We start from the raw sequence: 17,434 nt of genomic DNA, 5'->3' as shown, positions 1-17,434 counted from the left end.
AACCTGGCCCGGGCTGTATTCCCACCCGCCGGAGCCCGCCCCCCGATGTTCATCCTGAGCCGCCTCGACAGCGTGCCGCCCGAATCTTTCCAGAACCAGATCCGCGAGCTGGTGATCCACCATGTCGGCGAACTGAGCAGTGTCGCCATTACCGCCGACAACCCGCTGTACCCGCTGTACCAGTACGGCGTCGGCATGGAGGTGCACCAGTACCTGCAAGCGCTGGACGGCACCCGCGGCCTTGCCGTGGCGCTGACCCTTGCACTGGATGCCGAGGCCCCGGACCAGTTGCTGGGCTTTGCCCTGTCGCTGCCGGCCGACGACGATGAGCAGGCGTGTTCATTGGCATTTCTTGCCGTGCGCGCCAGCCATCGCCGCCAGGGCATCGCCCGCGCCCTGCTGGGCGACCTGCAGGCACGCCATGCCTGTGTGGAGCTGAATGCCTTTGCCAACCAGGTGCCGTGGTTCGAGGCGATGGGCATGCAGGTGGTGGCCGCCAATGGGCCGCAGGTGCTGATGAGCAGTACCGGCCAGGCCAGTGGTGCGCTGATCGGGCGCCTGGACATTGCGCCGATTTATCAGACCGCTGAAGTGCTGCAGATTCACACCTACCTGCTTAACCAGCAGGGTGAGGATGCGATGATCGAAGCAGAGCAGATGCGCGATGAGCGCCTGGATGAGCTGACCGCCCAGGCCCAGGAATGTGTGCGGCAGCGCAAGACCGTGCATTGATCCAAGGGCCTATTCGCGGGCTTGCCCGCTCCCACAGGAATACCACAAGGCCCAAGGGCGGTGTTGTACCTGTGGGGGCTTGCCCGCTCCCACAGGAATACCACATAGCCCAAGGCCGGTGATGTACCTGTGGGAGCGGGCGAGCCCGCGAAGAAGCCCCATTGGCCCGTCAGCCATGCACCCAGCGCCGATGCAGCGCACGCGCCAGGGCATCGAGCGCGAACCCCAGCACGCCAATCAGCAGCACCATCGCCATCAGTTCGGAATACGCCAGCCGGTCGCGGGTATCGAGAATGAAGTAGCCAAGCCCCGCACTCACCCCCAGCATTTCGCACGGCACCAGCACGATCCACAAAATGCCGATGGCCAGGCGCACGCCGGTCAGCACGTGGCCGATCACCCCCGGCACGATCACCTTGCACAAGGTTTCCCAGCGCGTGGCGCTCAAGCTACGGCTCAGTTGCAGCCAGCGTGGGTCCAGTTGCCTGACGCCCGCCGCGGTGTTCAGCAAGATCGGCCATAACGCGGCAAACGCCAGCAGGAAGTAGATCGGCTGGTCACCCACCCCCATCAACATCACCACCACCGGCATCCACGACAACGGCGAAATCATGCGCAGAAACTGGAACGCCGGCGTAGTCGCCGCTTCCAGATGCCGGTAGCTGCCCACCAGCAAGCCCAGCGGCACGCCAATCAGCAACGCCAGCAGCAGCCCGACCAGGATGCGTTTGAGGCTGACCCAGATGTGCCCGTAAACCTCGCCCTGCCCCAGCAACTCGACCAGGCTGGCCAAGGTTGCCGCCGGCGAAAAGCGCGCCGACAGGCCGTCGGCCTGGCCGAACACGGCAACGCCAGCCCACCACAACAGCAACAAAGCCAGCAACCCGGCCAGCCCAAGGCCGGCATGTACGACATGCGTGCGCATCAGACCGCGAACTCCTCGCTACGCTCGAAGTTGTCGGCAATACCGAACACCGACGGGCCACCAACCGCCGCGATGGCATTGCGCACGAAGCGATCGTCGACCAGGTCGCGGGCGGTCTGCGCCGGATCAAGCCCGGCAAGGAACGCGTTATCACCTTCGATCAGGGTGGTTTTAAGGCGTTTGACCAGCTCTTCGGTGTAACTCGGGAACGGGTATGGCTGGAAGTCGATGCGCTTTTCGTCCCACTGCTGATGGCGAATGGCGCCACTGGCAATGTAGCCCGCACGGTCCTCGGCGGCCGGGGCCAGTACCTTGGCCAGCACTGCAGGCTCGTGCGGGGTGTACTTGTTGGGGCCGGCCCTGGACAGCAACGCGGCGGCTTCGGCGCGGTGGTCGCGGGTCCAGTGCTGGGCCTTGACGATGGCGTTGACCACCTTTTGCGACCATTCGGGGCGATTGTTCAAGTCATGCTCATGCATGAACACCACGCAACAAGCGTGGTTGCGCCACACATCGCCGGTAAAGCGCTGCACGCGGCCAACCTTCAGGCTCTCGGCCAGGGCGTTGAACGGCTCGGCGACGATGTAGCCGGCAATGCGCTTGCTGGCCAAGGCTGGCGGCATGTCGGATGGCGGCAGCACCAGCAGGTTGACTTCGTTGGCCGCAAGCTGCGTGTTGACCGGTTTGGACACCGGGGTCAGGCCGTTGTCGTTGAGCATCTGCTGCAGCACGACGTTATGGATCGAGTACCAGAACGGGATGGCCACGGTCTTGCCGCCCAGTTGCTTCATGTCGGTGATGTCGGGCGCCACGGTCAGGCCCGACCCGCCGACATGGTTCCAGGCCACGACCTTGGCCGGCACCTTGCTGGCGTACCGCGCCCATACGGTCATTGGCGACAACAGGTGGATCACGTTGACCTGGCCGGAGATGAACGCCTCGATCACCTGCGCCCAACTGCGCAGCAGCACCGGGCGCTCGGCCTTGATGCCTTCGGCCTCGAACAGGCCATTGTTGTGCGCCACCAGCAACGGCGTAGCGTCGGTGATCGGCAAGTAGCCGATGCGCACCGGCGCGCCCGGTTCGGCGGCAGCGCGGGCTTGCAAGCTCGACAGCAACGGCAAGGCACCGGCGGCAGTGAGCATGGCGCCAAGCTTGAGGAAGTCGCGACGCGACGAAGCAGAACAGCAGTCATCCATGCACATGGACAGCCTCCGAGGGCAAGGGGGTTGGGGAAGGTTCGACTGTGCGGCTTGCCCGCCGAAGGGTTTTGACGATCTCGATGCGCAGGGCGCCCAGTTCCTCGACCCGGTGCGTGCGCGGCTGCGGCAGGTCGATACACCACTGGCCGAGGATATGCGCTGGGTGGTTGCCCAGTAGCAGGACCCGGTCGGACAGCAGCAGGGCTTCGTCGATATCGTGGGTGATCAGCACCGCCGCAGTATTGTGGGTGGCGATCAGTTGCAGCAGCAGTTGCTGCATGTCGGCGCGGGTCACTTCGTCGAGGGCGCCGAACGGCTCGTCAAGCAACAGCACTTCAGGTTGACGCGCCAGACAGCGGGCCAGCGCCGTGCGTTGGGCCATGCCACCGGACAACTGCGCCGGGTACTGGTTGCGCGCATGGGCCAGGCCCACGGCGGCAATCGCATGGTCGATGCGCGCACGCCGCTCGCTGGCCGCCAATTTAGGCTGGCGGGCAAAGTCCAGGCCGAAGGCGACGTTCTTCTCAAGGCTCAACCAGGGCAGCAGGCTGGGGTCCTGGAAGGCCACCGCTAGGCGCGGATGCGGCCCTTGCAGCGGCTCGCCGCGCAGCGTCACGCTACCGCCACGCGGTGCCTGAAGGCCGGCCAGCACCCGCAACAGGCTGGACTTGCCGACACCACTGGGGCCCAGGATGCTCACCACCTCGCCCGGCGCCAGCTGCAGGTCGAACTGTGCCAGCACCTTTTGCCAGCCCCCCTCGCGGGGGTAGCCCAGGCTGATGGCACGGGCGTCGAGCAGTACCTCGCTCATGCGGCGCCCGCCTGGCGTTGCAGTTCGGCGCGCAGTTGCACCAGGCTCGGCGTCACGATCGGCACGAACGCCGACTCGCGCCAACGGCGGGCGAAGCCTTCGCCATACTCACTGAGGTAGGCCTTGCCGCCACTGGCCTGCAGCTCCAACTGCACCGCGTCGGCAGCGCATTCGGCGAGGGTGATGCGCAGTTTGAACAGCGCCGCCGGCTGCTGCAGGAAACGCTCGTCGAGCAGGCCCTGCTTGAGTTCGCTTACGGTGTTTTCCAGGCGCGCCTTCAGCACCTGGCCGGCCTCGTCGAGGAACGAGCCACGGCCTTGCAGGTGTGCCGCCACCTCATCCAGTGCCCGCCGGGCCAGGCCGATGGCCATGCCGCATTGCAGTGCCAGGAAGGCCGGGCGCACCTTGGGCAGGAACGCGCGGGCATTCTCGTGCAGCAGCCACTCGCGGCCCAGCTCGACCTGGTGGAACGCCAGTGCGGCGGTATTGCTCGATTGCAGCCCCATCAGTTGCAGGTCGTCCGAGCGCTCCAACCCTTGCGCCTCGGATGGAATGGCCACCACGAACGGTGCCCCTTCGGCATCCCCCTCGATGGCTGCCGCCACCACAAAACCGCTCTTGCGCAGGTTGGTCACCCAATGCAGCCGGCCTTCAAGCTGCCACCCGTCGCGGCTCTGGCGGCCTCGCACCTGCAGGCTCTCGATGCCGGAGAGAAACTTCATGGCATTGGACAGCCCGGTTGCACCGGCCAGCTCGCCCGTCAACAGGCGCGGCAACAGGCGCTCGCGCAGCAGCTGGTTGGGGCTTTGCAGCAGGTATTCGATGAAGGCGCGCTGGCCCCAGCAGACGAACGCCGCCGCCAATGAACGGCTGGCAATGGCCGCGATCGCTTCGACCGCGTCGCTCACCTGCCCGCCCGTGCCGCCCTGGGCCGGATCGACGCCGACGCGCAGCACTTGCGCTTCGGCGATGTGCGCCAGGACCAGGTGCGGGTCGCACACGCCTTGGTCGATTGCCTCGGCGTTGGCATCCAGCCATTGCCGAAATGCGGGATCAAGCATGTCTCTACTCCTTTGAAAACGCCGGCGTGGTCGGCACCACACTTGGCTTACGCAGACGGCTGCCAGCGGTACTTGCTGAGTTCGTCGTTGAGCGGTGTCTGGGCGAAGACATTAGCAAAGTTGCACAAGGTTGCGAGGCTCACGCCAAGAATCACGTCCAGGGCGTTGCCTTCGCTGAAGCCGGCATCGCGAAATGCCTGGTAGGTGGGCTCGCTGACGTTGCCACGGGTGGCGATCACTTCACGGGCAAACGCGGCCAGGGTTTCGTAGCGTGCATCGGGCAGTTCGCCACGGGCGCGCAGCGCATCGACCACGTCCTGGGGCAGCTTGGCCTTGTTCAAGGCCACCGCAGTGTGGCCGGCGACGCAGAAGTCACAGCCATGCTGGGTAGCGGCAATCAGCTGCACCACCTCTCGCTCGGCCAGGGTCAGCTCGGACTTGCCATTGAGCGCCGACACGGTCACGTACGTTTCCAGGGCGGCCGGGGCGTTGGCCAGCACGCCCAGCAGGTTGGGGATGAAGCCAGAATTCTTCTGAGCGTTCTCAAGGAATGGACGGGCCGCTTCCGGGGCGCTCTGCAGCGTGTGTAAAGTAATGCGCGAGGACATGGAGTGGTCTCCTGTGGTGGGTGTCCTTACAGTCTGTTGGTTATAAGAATTCGCCTCCATATTCATCAGTCGCCTTTCCTTGCTCCTGAGTCTTTGCATTAGATGATTTCGTCCAGCCCCCTTGTCGATTGGTTATTAGAAGGCCTGGAGCTCGATGCCAGCCTGTTTCATGTCGGCCGCTACTGCGGTGGCTGGCACGCCAGCACCCAGGGCATGGGCCGCGCCAGCTTCCACTTGGTGGTGCAAGGATATTGCTGGCTGCACATCGACGGCCAGCCGCAACCGGTGCGCCTGAAGAAGGGAGATGCAGTATTCCTGTTGCGCGACCTTGCCTATCGCTTCTCCAGCGAGCAGGACCCGGTCGACGCCTGCGCCCAACCGCGTCGGGCCATGCAGGCACTGGATAGCGAAGCCCGCGACGGCGTCGGGCTGGTTTGTGGCTTCTTCCATTTCCAGTCCGGCCTTTCTTCACTGATTGTCGAAGGCCTCGCCGACTGGATCCTGCTGCGCGCCGAAGACCCCGCCGGCAGTGCAGCGCGGGCGCTGTTCGAGCTGATTCTGGAAGAATGTCGGCGCACCGCCGGCCCGTCACAGACGTTGCTGGAGCGGCTGACGCACCTGTTGTTCCTGTACGTGCTGCGCCAGCAGGTCAATGCCGGGCAGTCACTGGGCGGGCTGGTCGCCCTCGCCCGCCAGCCGGCGTTTGCCGGGCTGCTGGAACAGTTGATCGAGCAACCGGGGCAAGCCTGGACACTGGAGAGCATGGCCGCCTGCACCGGCTTGTCGCGGTCGGCGTTTTTCAAGCGTTTCAATGAACTGGCCGGGCAATCTCCGGGGCAAGTGCTGCTGGCGCTGCGCATGCGCCATGCCAGTCAGCTGCTACGGGCGGGCAATACCGTGGAGCAAGTGGGCGCGCAGGTGGGGTACCAATCGGTGGCGGCGTTTACCCGGGCCTTTGCCAAGGCGGTGGGCCAGCAGCCGGGGGCCTATCGGCGGCAACACGTGAGCCGCTGAACGTACAGGCCCTATCACTGCGCCAGGTCGGGACGGACCTGCTGCGCTGCATGTTCGAACTCGATACATCGCGCTTGGCAATCAAAGCGCGTCTACGCCCATCGATAGATGGGCGATTGCCGGCGGCCGGATGTAGCACTTATTTAACTTATTGCCACTGACATTTTTACCAGTTGTGTGTCATCCGGGCCGGCCATAGCCTTTCTCAGCAGACCATCGAATCGTCCCGCCCGTGCGGCGAACACTACATGTGTGCGCGGCGACTTGAACTTTTTATCTCGACCCGGATGAAAGCCCATGACCTCTTCAAGTCAGAGCAATATCGGTTGGCGCCGCTGCAACACAGGCATGGACCTGAACGTAATCAGGACTGCCTCCAAAAATCGGTCCCTCTATGTCCATGACGATGAGACCGGTTTGGCGCTAGGGGAAGTATTGAAATTCGAATTCGGCGCAAACAACACCAAGGACAAATGGCCGGTTTTTTTTCGTGAACAACTGCGTACGTCACCTCTATATGAGTACGTGCGCCTAGGGACCCACTCTGCAGTTGATGGCAATATCCAAGCCGAGGGTACTGTCGACCTCTGGCAGCGTGACAAGCCCTTGCGAATTGCACTCCGTGGTTTTACGGAAATAGACAATAAAATTACCTGGGTTTGCGCCCTGCATGACGTCATCGGCGCCGAAGCGACGCTGGTACAGATGATGGATGCGTTCATCCAGCCTCCCGAAGGCGGCGTTGGCAAGCGACGTGTCACGCTGACCGTACGTGACAAGCGGACCCAACAGACGGTGGATCGCTGGGAATGCGAGCTGGACTACAGCAAGGCGCCGGACAATCCCTCGGCGCGTGTTCAAGCCTTAAGGTACAGCCTTGCTGCTCGCCCTGTTCCGTACCTAACACGCAGCCTGGGCCTTGATACCTGTTCGGACGACAAAACAACCTGGACAATCATGCTCCCGCTCGCTTTGCAACTCGAATTGCTCTTGACCGATCAGCAGACCACAGATAAGCCAGAGACAAGCTTAAGCAGGGCCTCAGTAGAGCCATATTATTCAAAGGGCGACACACTGGAGATTGATGGCAAAAGCTGCACCTGGGTCAAGGGCGGCAAATCTAACTTCGAAATAGAGATCGATGGCAAACTCGAACACCCAAGCTGGCTATCTATAAATAATATTACCGAGCTCGGCAATATGCGACTACGCGCCGGCATTGCGTTTCGATCACTTCTGGATGCAGGCTGGATCAAAGTTGGCCGCTCAAGTCAGGCGCTAAGGTCGTCGCCTGATCCCTTCCTTGTAGTATTTGATGCGTCAGATAATAATTTAAAAATTTATTATGGCTACGGGCGTATCTCGCCGAGTACGCTCGGCCATTACAACTTGGAGGCGATTGAAACCCTCGCCGACCTACCTACTCACGCCAACAATGCCTTGATTCACCGCGCCATTGAGGAGCAAAAATCTATCCGCGCAAGGACCCGCTCCTATTCTTTTGCACACAATACCAGTTTTTACTACTTTGTCGGCAACACATCGGCACTTCCGCCCGGTATCGTAGAGGACACCGCAGAGGAATATGAGAACGCCTTCAAGCGCCTGATGGGTGACTCTTACAAGGCCAACGCGTGGCAGTATGTTGCCGACGCTAACGGGCACATAAAAATAAAGCCGGCCGCTGGCCACCAACCCGAATTGCCTCAAAATAGGGGCTGGCGCCGCTGCAACACGGGCCTGGACCTGCGCAAACGGAACGCCTCCACCGATCGTAGGCTCTATGTTTATGACGATGAGACCGGTCTGGCGGTAGACGCAAGGTTGAAGTTTACATTCGGCGATAACGACACGAAGGACAAATGGCCTGCCTTTTTCCGCGAACAGCTGCTGGCGTCACCTCTAGCTGACTTCGTGCGCCTGGGTACCCATACGGCGGTCGATGGTGATATCCAAGCCGAGGGAACCGTCGACCTCTGGCAACGCGACCAGCCCCTGCGGATAGCACTCCGTGGCTTCACGGAGGTAGGCAATAACATTGCCTGGGCTTACGCCCTGCATGACGCGACCGGCGCCGAAGCGACGCTGGCACAGATGATGGATGCGTTCATCCCGCCGCCAAAAGGCGGTGTTGGCAAGCGGCGCGTCGAACTGGTAGTGCGTGATAAGCGGACCCGGCAAATCGTCTATCGCAAGGAGTGTGAGCTCGACTACAACACAACGCCGGACAATCTGTCGGCGCGTGTCGATGTGCTGGCGACACTTCCCGTCGCGATTTACACTCGCCTCGGCAGACTAGGCAGCGAGACCCGTTTGGGCGACAAAACCAACCTGACACTAATGCTCCCGCAGGCCCTGCACTTCGAGATTACCCTGGCACTTGTCGAGGGTGTCATTGCTACCCCAATCTGGAACGACTGGACCGGCGGCGACCTGGATGATGATCTATTACCCGACCTGACAGGTTTCGAACCCGCTACCCTCGGCGCGGGTGCCCACGTATGGCAAAGCGCCGCCTACCTGCTTGCCGACCGCGACCTGAGTATGGGCGAACAGGTAAAAGCCTGGGTGATCAACGAACAGGACGGGCGCATCGTCAAAGAGGTTGCGTGGACCGCAACGGCCACCACCAAAGGCAACGCTGATTGGCCAGGAGAGTTCCTCAAAGCCGTCAACGACGCCCCCGCTAACACTGATGGCAACAAGTGGCTCTGCGCGGGCTATTTGACCGAGGGCGGGGCATTGGCCATCGGCGCCACAGGCAGCCCAACGTCGGAGGCTTTCATCGCGCTGGATGCTGCGGGCAAGGTACAAGTCAACCGGCTATGGTCATTTGCCGACGGCTGCCGGTTGTTCAGCAATGCGCCGTTCAAGGCCAACCAGGTCATCGCTAGCCGCTTGCCGGTTGCCCCCCCGCCCGCAGGTGAAAGCGTCTGCGTGCAGGTACGCGACCGAACCACGCAATATCTGTACGAAACTCACGTGTTCACGCCGCAGCGGGGCACGGCTGCAACATGGGCCAAGGCGCTTAGCGAGCAGATCAATCAGCACCCAGCGCAGATTGGCATGTTGCGCGCAGGCGTGCTGGCGAGCGATGGCGTAACCGTCGCGCCTGGCGATGCAAACAATGCACTGTGGATACCCCAACACTCCAATCTGTCGGTAGAGCTGGAGGCGCTGACGTGGCAGCTGTACCGGCCGGTAGACACCTTCACCCCAGTGGCCGGCCAGGTCATCCAGATCCAGTTGTACGACCGCTACAGCGCAGGCCAACTGCCCGGCTCCCCTTTCCAATACACAATCAAAAGCACCGATACCACTGCGGCCAAGTGCCTGGCCTCTTTGGCGAAAGACCTTGAAGAATCGGCCTTGGGCGCGTACCTGCGGCTAGGCACGGCCCAGGCATCAGACGGCAAACCGACCGCCGCCAACGGCGGGGTCCTGTGGCACATGCCTTTACCGGTCAGGGTAATCGTTACAGGCTTGCCGGGGCTGGACGGTGACGCTGTAAAAGCGCTTGAAACGCCTGAAGGGCAGCCGCTGACCCTGGGCAAGCTGTATGAAGACTTCAAGGATGGCGTGACGCTGACCATGACTGATCGATGGAGCGGCAATGCCATCACGTCGTGGGATTTCAAGCCGAAGGCATCAACGGAGGAAAATGCGGACAAGCGCAGGGCCGAGTGGGTCAAGGCGCTGGGCACGCTGTTGGCTTCTTCCGTGACGATGTGGGGTAAACAAGTGCCACTTACCCATGCGCCAAACGAGAAGGCGAGTGACCTGGCTGATCACTGCCTGTGGCTGCCGGCGGACGCTGAATGGGTAATGGTCGCCAGCCATCATGAGACGGCCGATTCAGAGAATGCTGTAAACGACCCGACTTTCTACTACCAGCGAATGATTTACAAGCGCGACCGTTTGATCTGGGATGAGGTGCAGAGTTTCGCCTACTCCTCAGTGTGGACAGCGGAAACCGACTTTTCAACACGCTTTGGACAACTATTGACCTTGGGAGGCGAGCTCCTTTCGGAGGGAGATATCGAAGACGTTCGACAGAGAGAGCTTGAATATAACACGGACATCCGCGATATTACTTATGAACAATTTCAGTCAAAAGTACCTACAGCCAACATACCGGCGTTTATAGCCTCAGGACTGGCCCGCGACGATGAATATTGCATGTTAAATGATGTATGGGAGTTGCATGAGGGGTCAGGCTATTGGACCGAATGCCTGTCATGCAACGAGAGCCAACTCAACCTTCAATTTTGCACGCTCCACGATGAGTATATTGACGTGCTCGATACACTCCAACTTATCTTGGCAAACCGTAACGGAAAACTGCTGACTGATGACCAGCTGGATTCCAGAACAAAAAATGCTTTGCAGTCCCAGTGGTTCATCTCGACACTATTTCAACTCAAGGCCGTTGGCGCACTTACTTCCGCCGATGAAAGCCTGTTAGTACGCGCCAAGAAGTCACTGCCAAACCTAGCAATGAGCAAGCTTAACGAAATAGTGTTCGTGACGAATGAGTTCGATATGTTCAGGCATGAGCTCAGTAGACTCTTATCCGAGAAGGGATTACTCAAAAAACTCACCGACTTTACTACATTGAATGATCTTAACGACCTGGAAGAAATAAAACACGATACCGAGTACTCCGCCAATCTAAATGAAGCCATCGAAATCACTAAGAGTTTGCTTCCCGAGTGGTTTACCCTTGACGGCGAAACATTGACCACCATCAAGGGCCTGGGGAGATTGGGCCCCGAACATGTAAGCGTTTTACTCTTGTTAATAGGTGGTAACAATGACTCTGGTAATCGCAGCGTCCATCTTCAACTCACCCGTGCAGCACTGCAGAAAGGCATTCGTATCACCTCCTATACATCGGACTACGCTCCGGACCTAATGCGCACGTATCCGCTTTTTTCGGATCTGTGGGACACAAACAATGGGGGTATGCACCTTTATATTCCAGAAGGTGCAACGCTCGCGCCAGACAACAAGCTTTGCAGCGCAAGCTATGTCAGCAGGGCGGGCATTGCCCCAGCCTTCTCAGCACCGCTCACCATTGAAATGCCGTTCAAGGGCCGCACCTTCATCCCCCAAGACTCACTCTGCGCAGACTACGCCGGCACCCTTGGCTCCGAGCTTTATGACGTCAGTGGCGCCAGCGAAAACGGTGTCGACAGCAAGACCGGCCTGTTCCACGCCCACTACCCTGTGGGCGTAATTCGGGGGCTGTCGGGTCAGGGGCCAGAACTCGACCTGACGCTGCATTATTCTGCCACCCGTGCCAACGAAAGTGGCTTGGGCGATGGCTGGGCGTTCCGCTTCAGTGCCTACGACAATCGCCTTCACCGCTTGACCTTGCATAACGGCCAGACCATTACCCTGTCCTCCGCACAGGTAGAAAAAGCAAAAGGCTCCAAGCGCCTGGCCATCAATGGCGTAACGCTCACAGGCGCCAAAGGCACCCATGGCGAATTGACCGGGTTGACAGTGATATTCCCCTCCGGACGCAGCGAAACGCTGGCCAAGCCCAACCCTCATGACAACAAGGAACCCAGCGAGAATTACAAAAAGGCGTTCATCAACAAAGTAGATGCGCTCAAGGGCAACCTGGATCAATGGCTCAAAGAGTCAGGTATTACAGCTACGCAAACCACCCATCTGACTAACAAGATCGCGGAACTGACCAAGCTCAAGACCGAAATGAACCGCAAGGCCTACCTGCTGGTCCCCACCCGCATCACCTCAGCACAAGGCGGCACGCTTACCCTGGCGTGGGAAGGCAAAGAAGGCCATGTGCACCTGAAGCACATCGCTGATGGTGCGACCAAGCTGCTCGAGGCTGTACACACCAACCCTGTGGCCCAGGGTGAATACAGTTACACCTTCACTGTCTGGCCGGGTGATGCTGAGGAATACACGGTCACGCTGTCCATCAAGGACTGCCTGCTCACCCGTTTGACCCGCAAGGGCAAAAACGACACCAAGCCGGTACAGTCGGTGGTGTTCGGGTATGAAGGTGAGCCGGTGCTGGACCGCGTGCTGTGCTCGGTCGCCGAAGAAGACGGCTCGCTCGAGGTTGTGAGCTACGGGCCGATGTGGAAGGGTTGGGATTGGCGTACCGACAATATCATTCCCTTGCCTCGGGTACTGCGCCATACGCTGCTGCCAGGTGCGGGGCAACAGCCGATTACGTCTATCTGGGAATGGCAAGGCAGCAGCAGCCTGGGGCTGAGTGAAGGCGCGACATTCTCCTCCACCTGCAGCCTGTCAACCGGAAACCAGTTCGATGGCCCGTCGACTACCCGTACCTGGACGCTGAAGAATGGCTTCATCGTCGAAACCCAGGTGATCGAAGCGATTCCGGGCGTGGCCCGCAAGACCACGACGATGGTCTACCCGGACGCGGTCGCCAGCACCGACCCCGCCGTTAAGTTCCGCCTGGCCACACAGCCCATCCGCACGACGGTGACCACTGAAGATCTGAACGTCAGTGCCCAACCCGCTGCGCCCGTGAACAGCACTGCCGAAAACGTGTTGGAGGAGAACCGCTCATGAGTACCGATGCCAAGGCAACTGCCAGTGCTGATCCATTTACACCGGCCAGAACGGTAAGTGAAACCTCGCTCTTCACTTACCATGCAGATTCAGGGCTGCTTTCCCAGATCGTCGCTGACGATGGGCAAACCACTCACCTGTGCTACTACCCGGTAACAGCCAGCACGGCGAACGCAGACCGTAGCGACAACGTGCCTACGCTGACAACGCTGTTGAGTGGGCTGCAGCTGGAGAAAGATCAAGCTGCTATCCCTACACAGTCGCTATCGTGCCCGAAGATCCCCGATACCAACGCCCCGCCCTTGCTCGCACAATGCAGCTACCTGAAGTTCCCCGACGGCAGCACGTCGGACATGAACGTGACCCTGTTCGGTTATGCAAACGCCAGCACCGACAGCCACGGCGTCTTGATGCCTGACCTGGTACTAAACCTGGAAGGCGTTACGGTCGACTTTTCGACTGCACCCTGGGGCATCACTAAAGCGACGGGGCGCCAGGGACTGGTGATCGACTTGCAGCAGGTCACCCACACCACGACCGGCGCAGAAACGAAGACCGAAACGACTTCGACCCGTTGGTACAAGAACAATACTGCCCGGCAGACGCGCAGCCTGACAGAAACCACTACCACCGCAACAGGCAAGTTGCGGGTAAAGCGCGAGGCGCCCCTCAAGTACGGCGAGTTGAACCTCACAGCCACCGTGGCTCAGCACATTCGCTCCGCGCGCAGCGGCCGCGTGCTAGCCGAGACGGATCAAGACGAACTGGGCAGGCCAACATCGATGGCTTACCACACCTATGACGCACGAGACCGCCTGCTGACCAGCACTACCTATGCCTGGAATTCCGATAAATACACCTCGCAAAAGGCAAATGGCGAGGCCCTGGCGAAAACCGAACAGCAATGGGCAGAGACAGGCAACGGCACCTGGGTCGTCACCGTCGGCCCGGATGGCCGCAAAGGGCGCACCTTGCTCGATGGCCTGCAACGCCCCGTTCGGCGTGAACTGCAGCGCCAGGCAGGCAGTGACGATTCGGCACAGAACTACGTATGCCTTGAAGAAATCGCCTACGGCGCAGACGGTGAGCCGCAGCGCCAGTGCATTTACGACTACCACCCTGGGGGCTTGTGCGTTCGCAACGACGGCGTGAGCTTGCCAGCCACGCTGCGCGACTGGTTCTGGCGGGCCGAGGCGCAGGGGAACAAGGCGGAGGCAAACGGCACGCAGACGCAGCGTACCGAGTCCCTCGTGGGCACCTGGTTGCGAGGCCCGTTGCACAGCGTCGAACACACACAAAACAACCAGCTCGACGGCAAAGTCACGCTCGCAGTCAGCCATAAACGCTGGGACGCGGCCAGCAAAAAACTGGAGGCCACAGGCCTCAGCAGCGAGCGGCGCATCAATGCGCGCGGCTTGTGCGACGAGGTCACTGAAACGGTAGGCACCGTTAACCGGAAATGGCAGTTCAAATATGACGAGCTCGAGCGACGCACGGAGACCAAAGGGCCGGATGGCACGGTGGTGAAATGGGCTTACGAAGGGCTCAGCAACATGCCCACCCAGGTCACCATCAAAGGCAAATCAGGCACGGAGAAGCAGCTGGGCAAACAAACCGTGCGCGGCGACCAAATCGCGTCGAGGACGGTGGGCGCCGACGGCTCGGCACAGACGATCACGTTCAACCGCAGCCTTTATAGACGCGCTGATGGCACTGAAGTGACCAATGAAAACAGTAACGACGGCTCAGCATTGACGATCACCAAGGGCTATCAACGAGCTGATGGCACTGAAGTAACAAACGAAAGCAGCGACGACGGCAACAGCGTGTCCTGGTACGCCAAGGGCAGCCAGCAGGCTGCAGTCAAGGTGGCGCTTGCGACATTCACCTACAACGAACTTACCCAGGCCATCAAGGCCGAGCGCCCCCAAACCGAAGCGAACCTGCAAAGTCTGATCAGCACCGAGAGCATTTCGCCCCGTTTGCTCGGGCAAACACTGACATCCCGAAAGCTTCGCAGCATGCAGCAGCACGAACGGGTTCAGCATTCGCTGCGTGGCACCCTCGGCCGCACTGCCTTGACCAACGGCATCAGCAGCCAGGCCTGGCACGATGGGCAGAATCGACGCAGCCGGGTACGCCGCGGGGCCTTGGACTATCGCTATCGCTATGCTGCACAAGGCGAGCTCGAACAATTGCTCGTGAGCGACCGGCGCAATGGTACAAACCTGCTGGTGGCCTTTGCGTACGACAGCTTTGGCCAGGAAACCCAGCGGACATACACGCTGGATGGCGCTATCAAAAGCCGCTATCAACAAACGTGGTCGGTGACCGGGCAGCTCTTGAGCAAAACGTGGTTCCGCAACGGTGAAAGCGAGGCCACACGTACCGAGACCTTTACCTACGCAACCGATCGCAATGAACTCACAAGCTGGCGTGTGGCGGCAGTCACAGGCTACGAGATTCAAGACAAGGACAAGCAAAGCATCAAGGACCAGGCCTACACCTATGATGTGCTTGGCAACCTGCTGACCTGCACAACGACCTATGTAGACGGCGCAAGCGAACTGCGCCGCTACGTTTACGGCAATACACTGCAGCCCACCCAGCGCACAGCCGTCACGGTGACGAAAACCCCCAAAAACGGCACAGCGGGCACGCCCACAACCCTCACACTGGCCAGTGACGGCAATGGCAGCCTCACCACTGACGCCTCAGGGCATCAGCTCACCTACACGCCGGAAGGCCAGCTGCAGTCAATAACAAAAGTCGGTGCTACCAAGCCACTGGCAAGCTATGAATATGACCACATCGGTCGCCTGGCCTCCCAGTGGGATGAGGCCCACAAACAACGCCGGGTCATGCAATACAAAGGCGACCTGCTGTGTGGGGAAATGTGGCTGGATGCGCACGGCAAACCTGTGCGGCACCGGGTGCTCGATGAAGAGGCTGGGCTGGTGGTGCAGTGCCTGGAAATAGGCCAGGCGACCCCCACTGCACATACCCTTTTCCTGATGCCAGACCCACAAAATGGCGCTGCCGAAGAGTATTCGATTGATGCCGACGGCCGCTGGAAAAGCCAGGCGACAGGCTTCACGCCTTGGGGCGAGGCACCCCTGGATCAGCTCAATGCACTCAAGTGCGGCCTGGGCTATAACGGCCAGCGCGTCGACCCGGTAACCGGCGCCTACCATCTGGGTAACGGCTACCGCGTGTACGACCCCAGGTTCCAGGCCTTCTTCCAGGGTGACAGCCTGAGCCCATTCGGCGAAGGCGGCTTGAATGACCGGGCGTATTGCGCAGGGCGTGACCCAGTGAACTGGCATGACCCGAGTGGGCACATCATGGTCAGTCGCCGGGAACAATCGGCACAGCTGGCTTCCCTGGACGACATGATCCGCGAGACCACGCCACCCCATCATGAACCTGCAGCGTGGTGGGAATGGCTGCTGCTGGCTGGCGCTTTTGTGCTGGCTATCATCGGGTCGATCCTGACAGGCGGCTTGCTTGGGGTCTTGTTACTTGCTGTTTCCGCACTGGCGTTTGCGCTGGGCGCAGCGGAACTGTCGCTGCGACAAAGCAACCCGAGCTTATCGGAGAAACTGGGCTGGGCAAGCATGGCCGCTAGTGTGTTCGACGCCTCCGGCAAGGGCTTGGCGAAAGTAGGCAGTTTGCTGATGAGAGGGGCCAGCAAGGGCGTTCAGAGGCTACGCCTGTTGCGTATTTCTGCGTTGAAACGGTTGAAAAGCCTGTCCGGATCGGTCTCATCGCGCATGGGCTCATGGCGACGACACGTGGGTCGCAGTCATTTCTACGAGCTCAATGGCGGCCCAGCAACAGCTTCAACGACGCCAGACGTTTACACCTTGTACCAAGGCTCAAGCGAACCCCGCCAACTGCTGATCTTTAGTCATGGCCGTCGTGTTTCCGGCCCTATGGCAAAAGGGTACAACGCTCCGGGGGCATTCGAAGCCCCTACAACGATGAACTATTTTACCCGGAATGGGTTCAGGGCGGTGGTCGATACAGATTCCGCTTCGCTACGCTCCCTTGCCTCGTCTATCAAGGGCAAACGTCCAGTCACGCAGAGTTATGCAAGAGGTGCGAGCGTTCCAAATTATGAGCTGAGGGAGGCTGTGCCAGGGCGAACTTCTCATGAAGTAATACCCAATTATGAGAGAGCCCCATTCAGGATGATGATGGAGAGGATGGCAAACGAACACAACGTTGACATTTTGCTTGTCAACAGGCCCACCTCCACTCTGGAAGTAATGCAATCACTGAAAGCCAAAGGGCTTCACTACGACGCTGTCGACAACCTGTATTGCCGAGGCACGAAACTCAGTAGCAGGCCTTTGTTCTACCAACGAATTTACAGCGCATACATTAACAGTTTAGACAGCGCACTGCCTGTTACAAAAGTATGAGCCGGACGGTGTTGCTCTCTCATCACCGATGATTACGCTTCGCCCGCGCTGAGCAGCCCGCTGCACAGGAGCCCCAAA

The 17,434-nt window shown here is 60.2% G+C and carries 9 protein-coding genes; 4 read left to right on the top strand and 5 right to left on the bottom strand.

Annotation, left to right across the window (positions count from 1 at the left end; genetic code table 11):
- Positions 1-45 precede the first annotated feature (45 nt).
- Positions 46-732 (top strand): GNAT family N-acetyltransferase, encoded by a 687-nt coding sequence (locus AK81_RS23885; protein WP_043203157.1) that lies wholly within the window; start codon positions 46-48, stop codon positions 730-732.
- Between the two features lie 169 nt (positions 733-901).
- Here AK81_RS23885 and AK81_RS23880 read toward each other — a convergent pair whose 3' ends face one another.
- From AK81_RS23880 to AK81_RS23860, 5 genes are read right to left on the bottom strand one after another with little or no spacing between them, the layout of a single operon-like run.
- Positions 902-1,657, bottom strand: a complete 756-nt coding sequence (locus AK81_RS23880; protein ID WP_043203155.1) for an ABC transporter permease — start codon at positions 1,655-1,657, stop codon at positions 902-904.
- On the bottom strand, positions 1,657-2,862 hold the full coding sequence (locus tag AK81_RS23875) for an ABC transporter substrate-binding protein (protein ID WP_043203154.1): 1,206 nt from the start codon (positions 2,860-2,862) through the stop codon (positions 1,657-1,659). Before AK81_RS23875 ends, AK81_RS23880 begins: the two co-directional genes overlap by 1 nt.
- Positions 2,849-3,670, bottom strand: a complete 822-nt coding sequence (locus AK81_RS23870; RefSeq protein WP_043203152.1) for an ABC transporter ATP-binding protein — start codon at positions 3,668-3,670, stop codon at positions 2,849-2,851. The genes AK81_RS23875 and AK81_RS23870 overlap by 14 nt, the downstream gene beginning before the upstream one ends.
- Complete coding sequence (locus AK81_RS23865; RefSeq protein WP_043203150.1) at positions 3,667-4,731, bottom strand: acyl-CoA dehydrogenase family protein; 1,065 nt, start codon at positions 4,729-4,731, stop codon at positions 3,667-3,669. The genes AK81_RS23870 and AK81_RS23865 overlap by 4 nt, the downstream gene beginning before the upstream one ends.
- Positions 4,732-4,778: 47 nt before the next feature.
- On the bottom strand, positions 4,779-5,339 hold the full coding sequence (locus AK81_RS23860; RefSeq protein WP_043203149.1) for a carboxymuconolactone decarboxylase family protein: 561 nt from the start codon (positions 5,337-5,339) through the stop codon (positions 4,779-4,781).
- Positions 5,340-5,441: 102 nt separating this feature from the next.
- Here AK81_RS23860 and AK81_RS23855 point away from each other — a divergent pair, with 102 nt between their 5' ends.
- The 3 genes from AK81_RS23855 (at position 5,442) to AK81_RS23845 (ending at position 17,356) form a co-directional block, all read left to right on the top strand.
- The gene (locus tag AK81_RS23855) at positions 5,442-6,353 is read left to right on the top strand and encodes an AraC family transcriptional regulator (RefSeq protein ID WP_043203147.1); all 912 of its coding nucleotides are present in this window, start codon (positions 5,442-5,444) and stop codon (positions 6,351-6,353) included.
- A gap of 297 nt (positions 6,354-6,650) precedes the next feature.
- Positions 6,651-12,929: a hypothetical protein gene (locus tag AK81_RS23850; protein WP_154100839.1), complete on the top strand. Its 6,279-nt coding sequence runs from the start codon at positions 6,651-6,653 to the stop codon at positions 12,927-12,929.
- Positions 12,926-17,356 (top strand): RHS repeat-associated core domain-containing protein, encoded by a 4,431-nt coding sequence (locus AK81_RS23845; RefSeq protein ID WP_043203141.1) that lies wholly within the window; start codon positions 12,926-12,928, stop codon positions 17,354-17,356. Before AK81_RS23850 ends, AK81_RS23845 begins: the two co-directional genes overlap by 4 nt.
- The last annotated feature ends 78 nt before the right edge of the window (positions 17,357-17,434 follow it).

Source organism: Pseudomonas putida W15Oct28 (genome assembly GCF_000708715.2).
GTDB classification, from domain to species: Bacteria; Pseudomonadota; Gammaproteobacteria; order Pseudomonadales; family Pseudomonadaceae; genus Aquipseudomonas; species Aquipseudomonas putida_R.
This window is presented reverse-complemented; position numbering and strand designations above follow the sequence as displayed.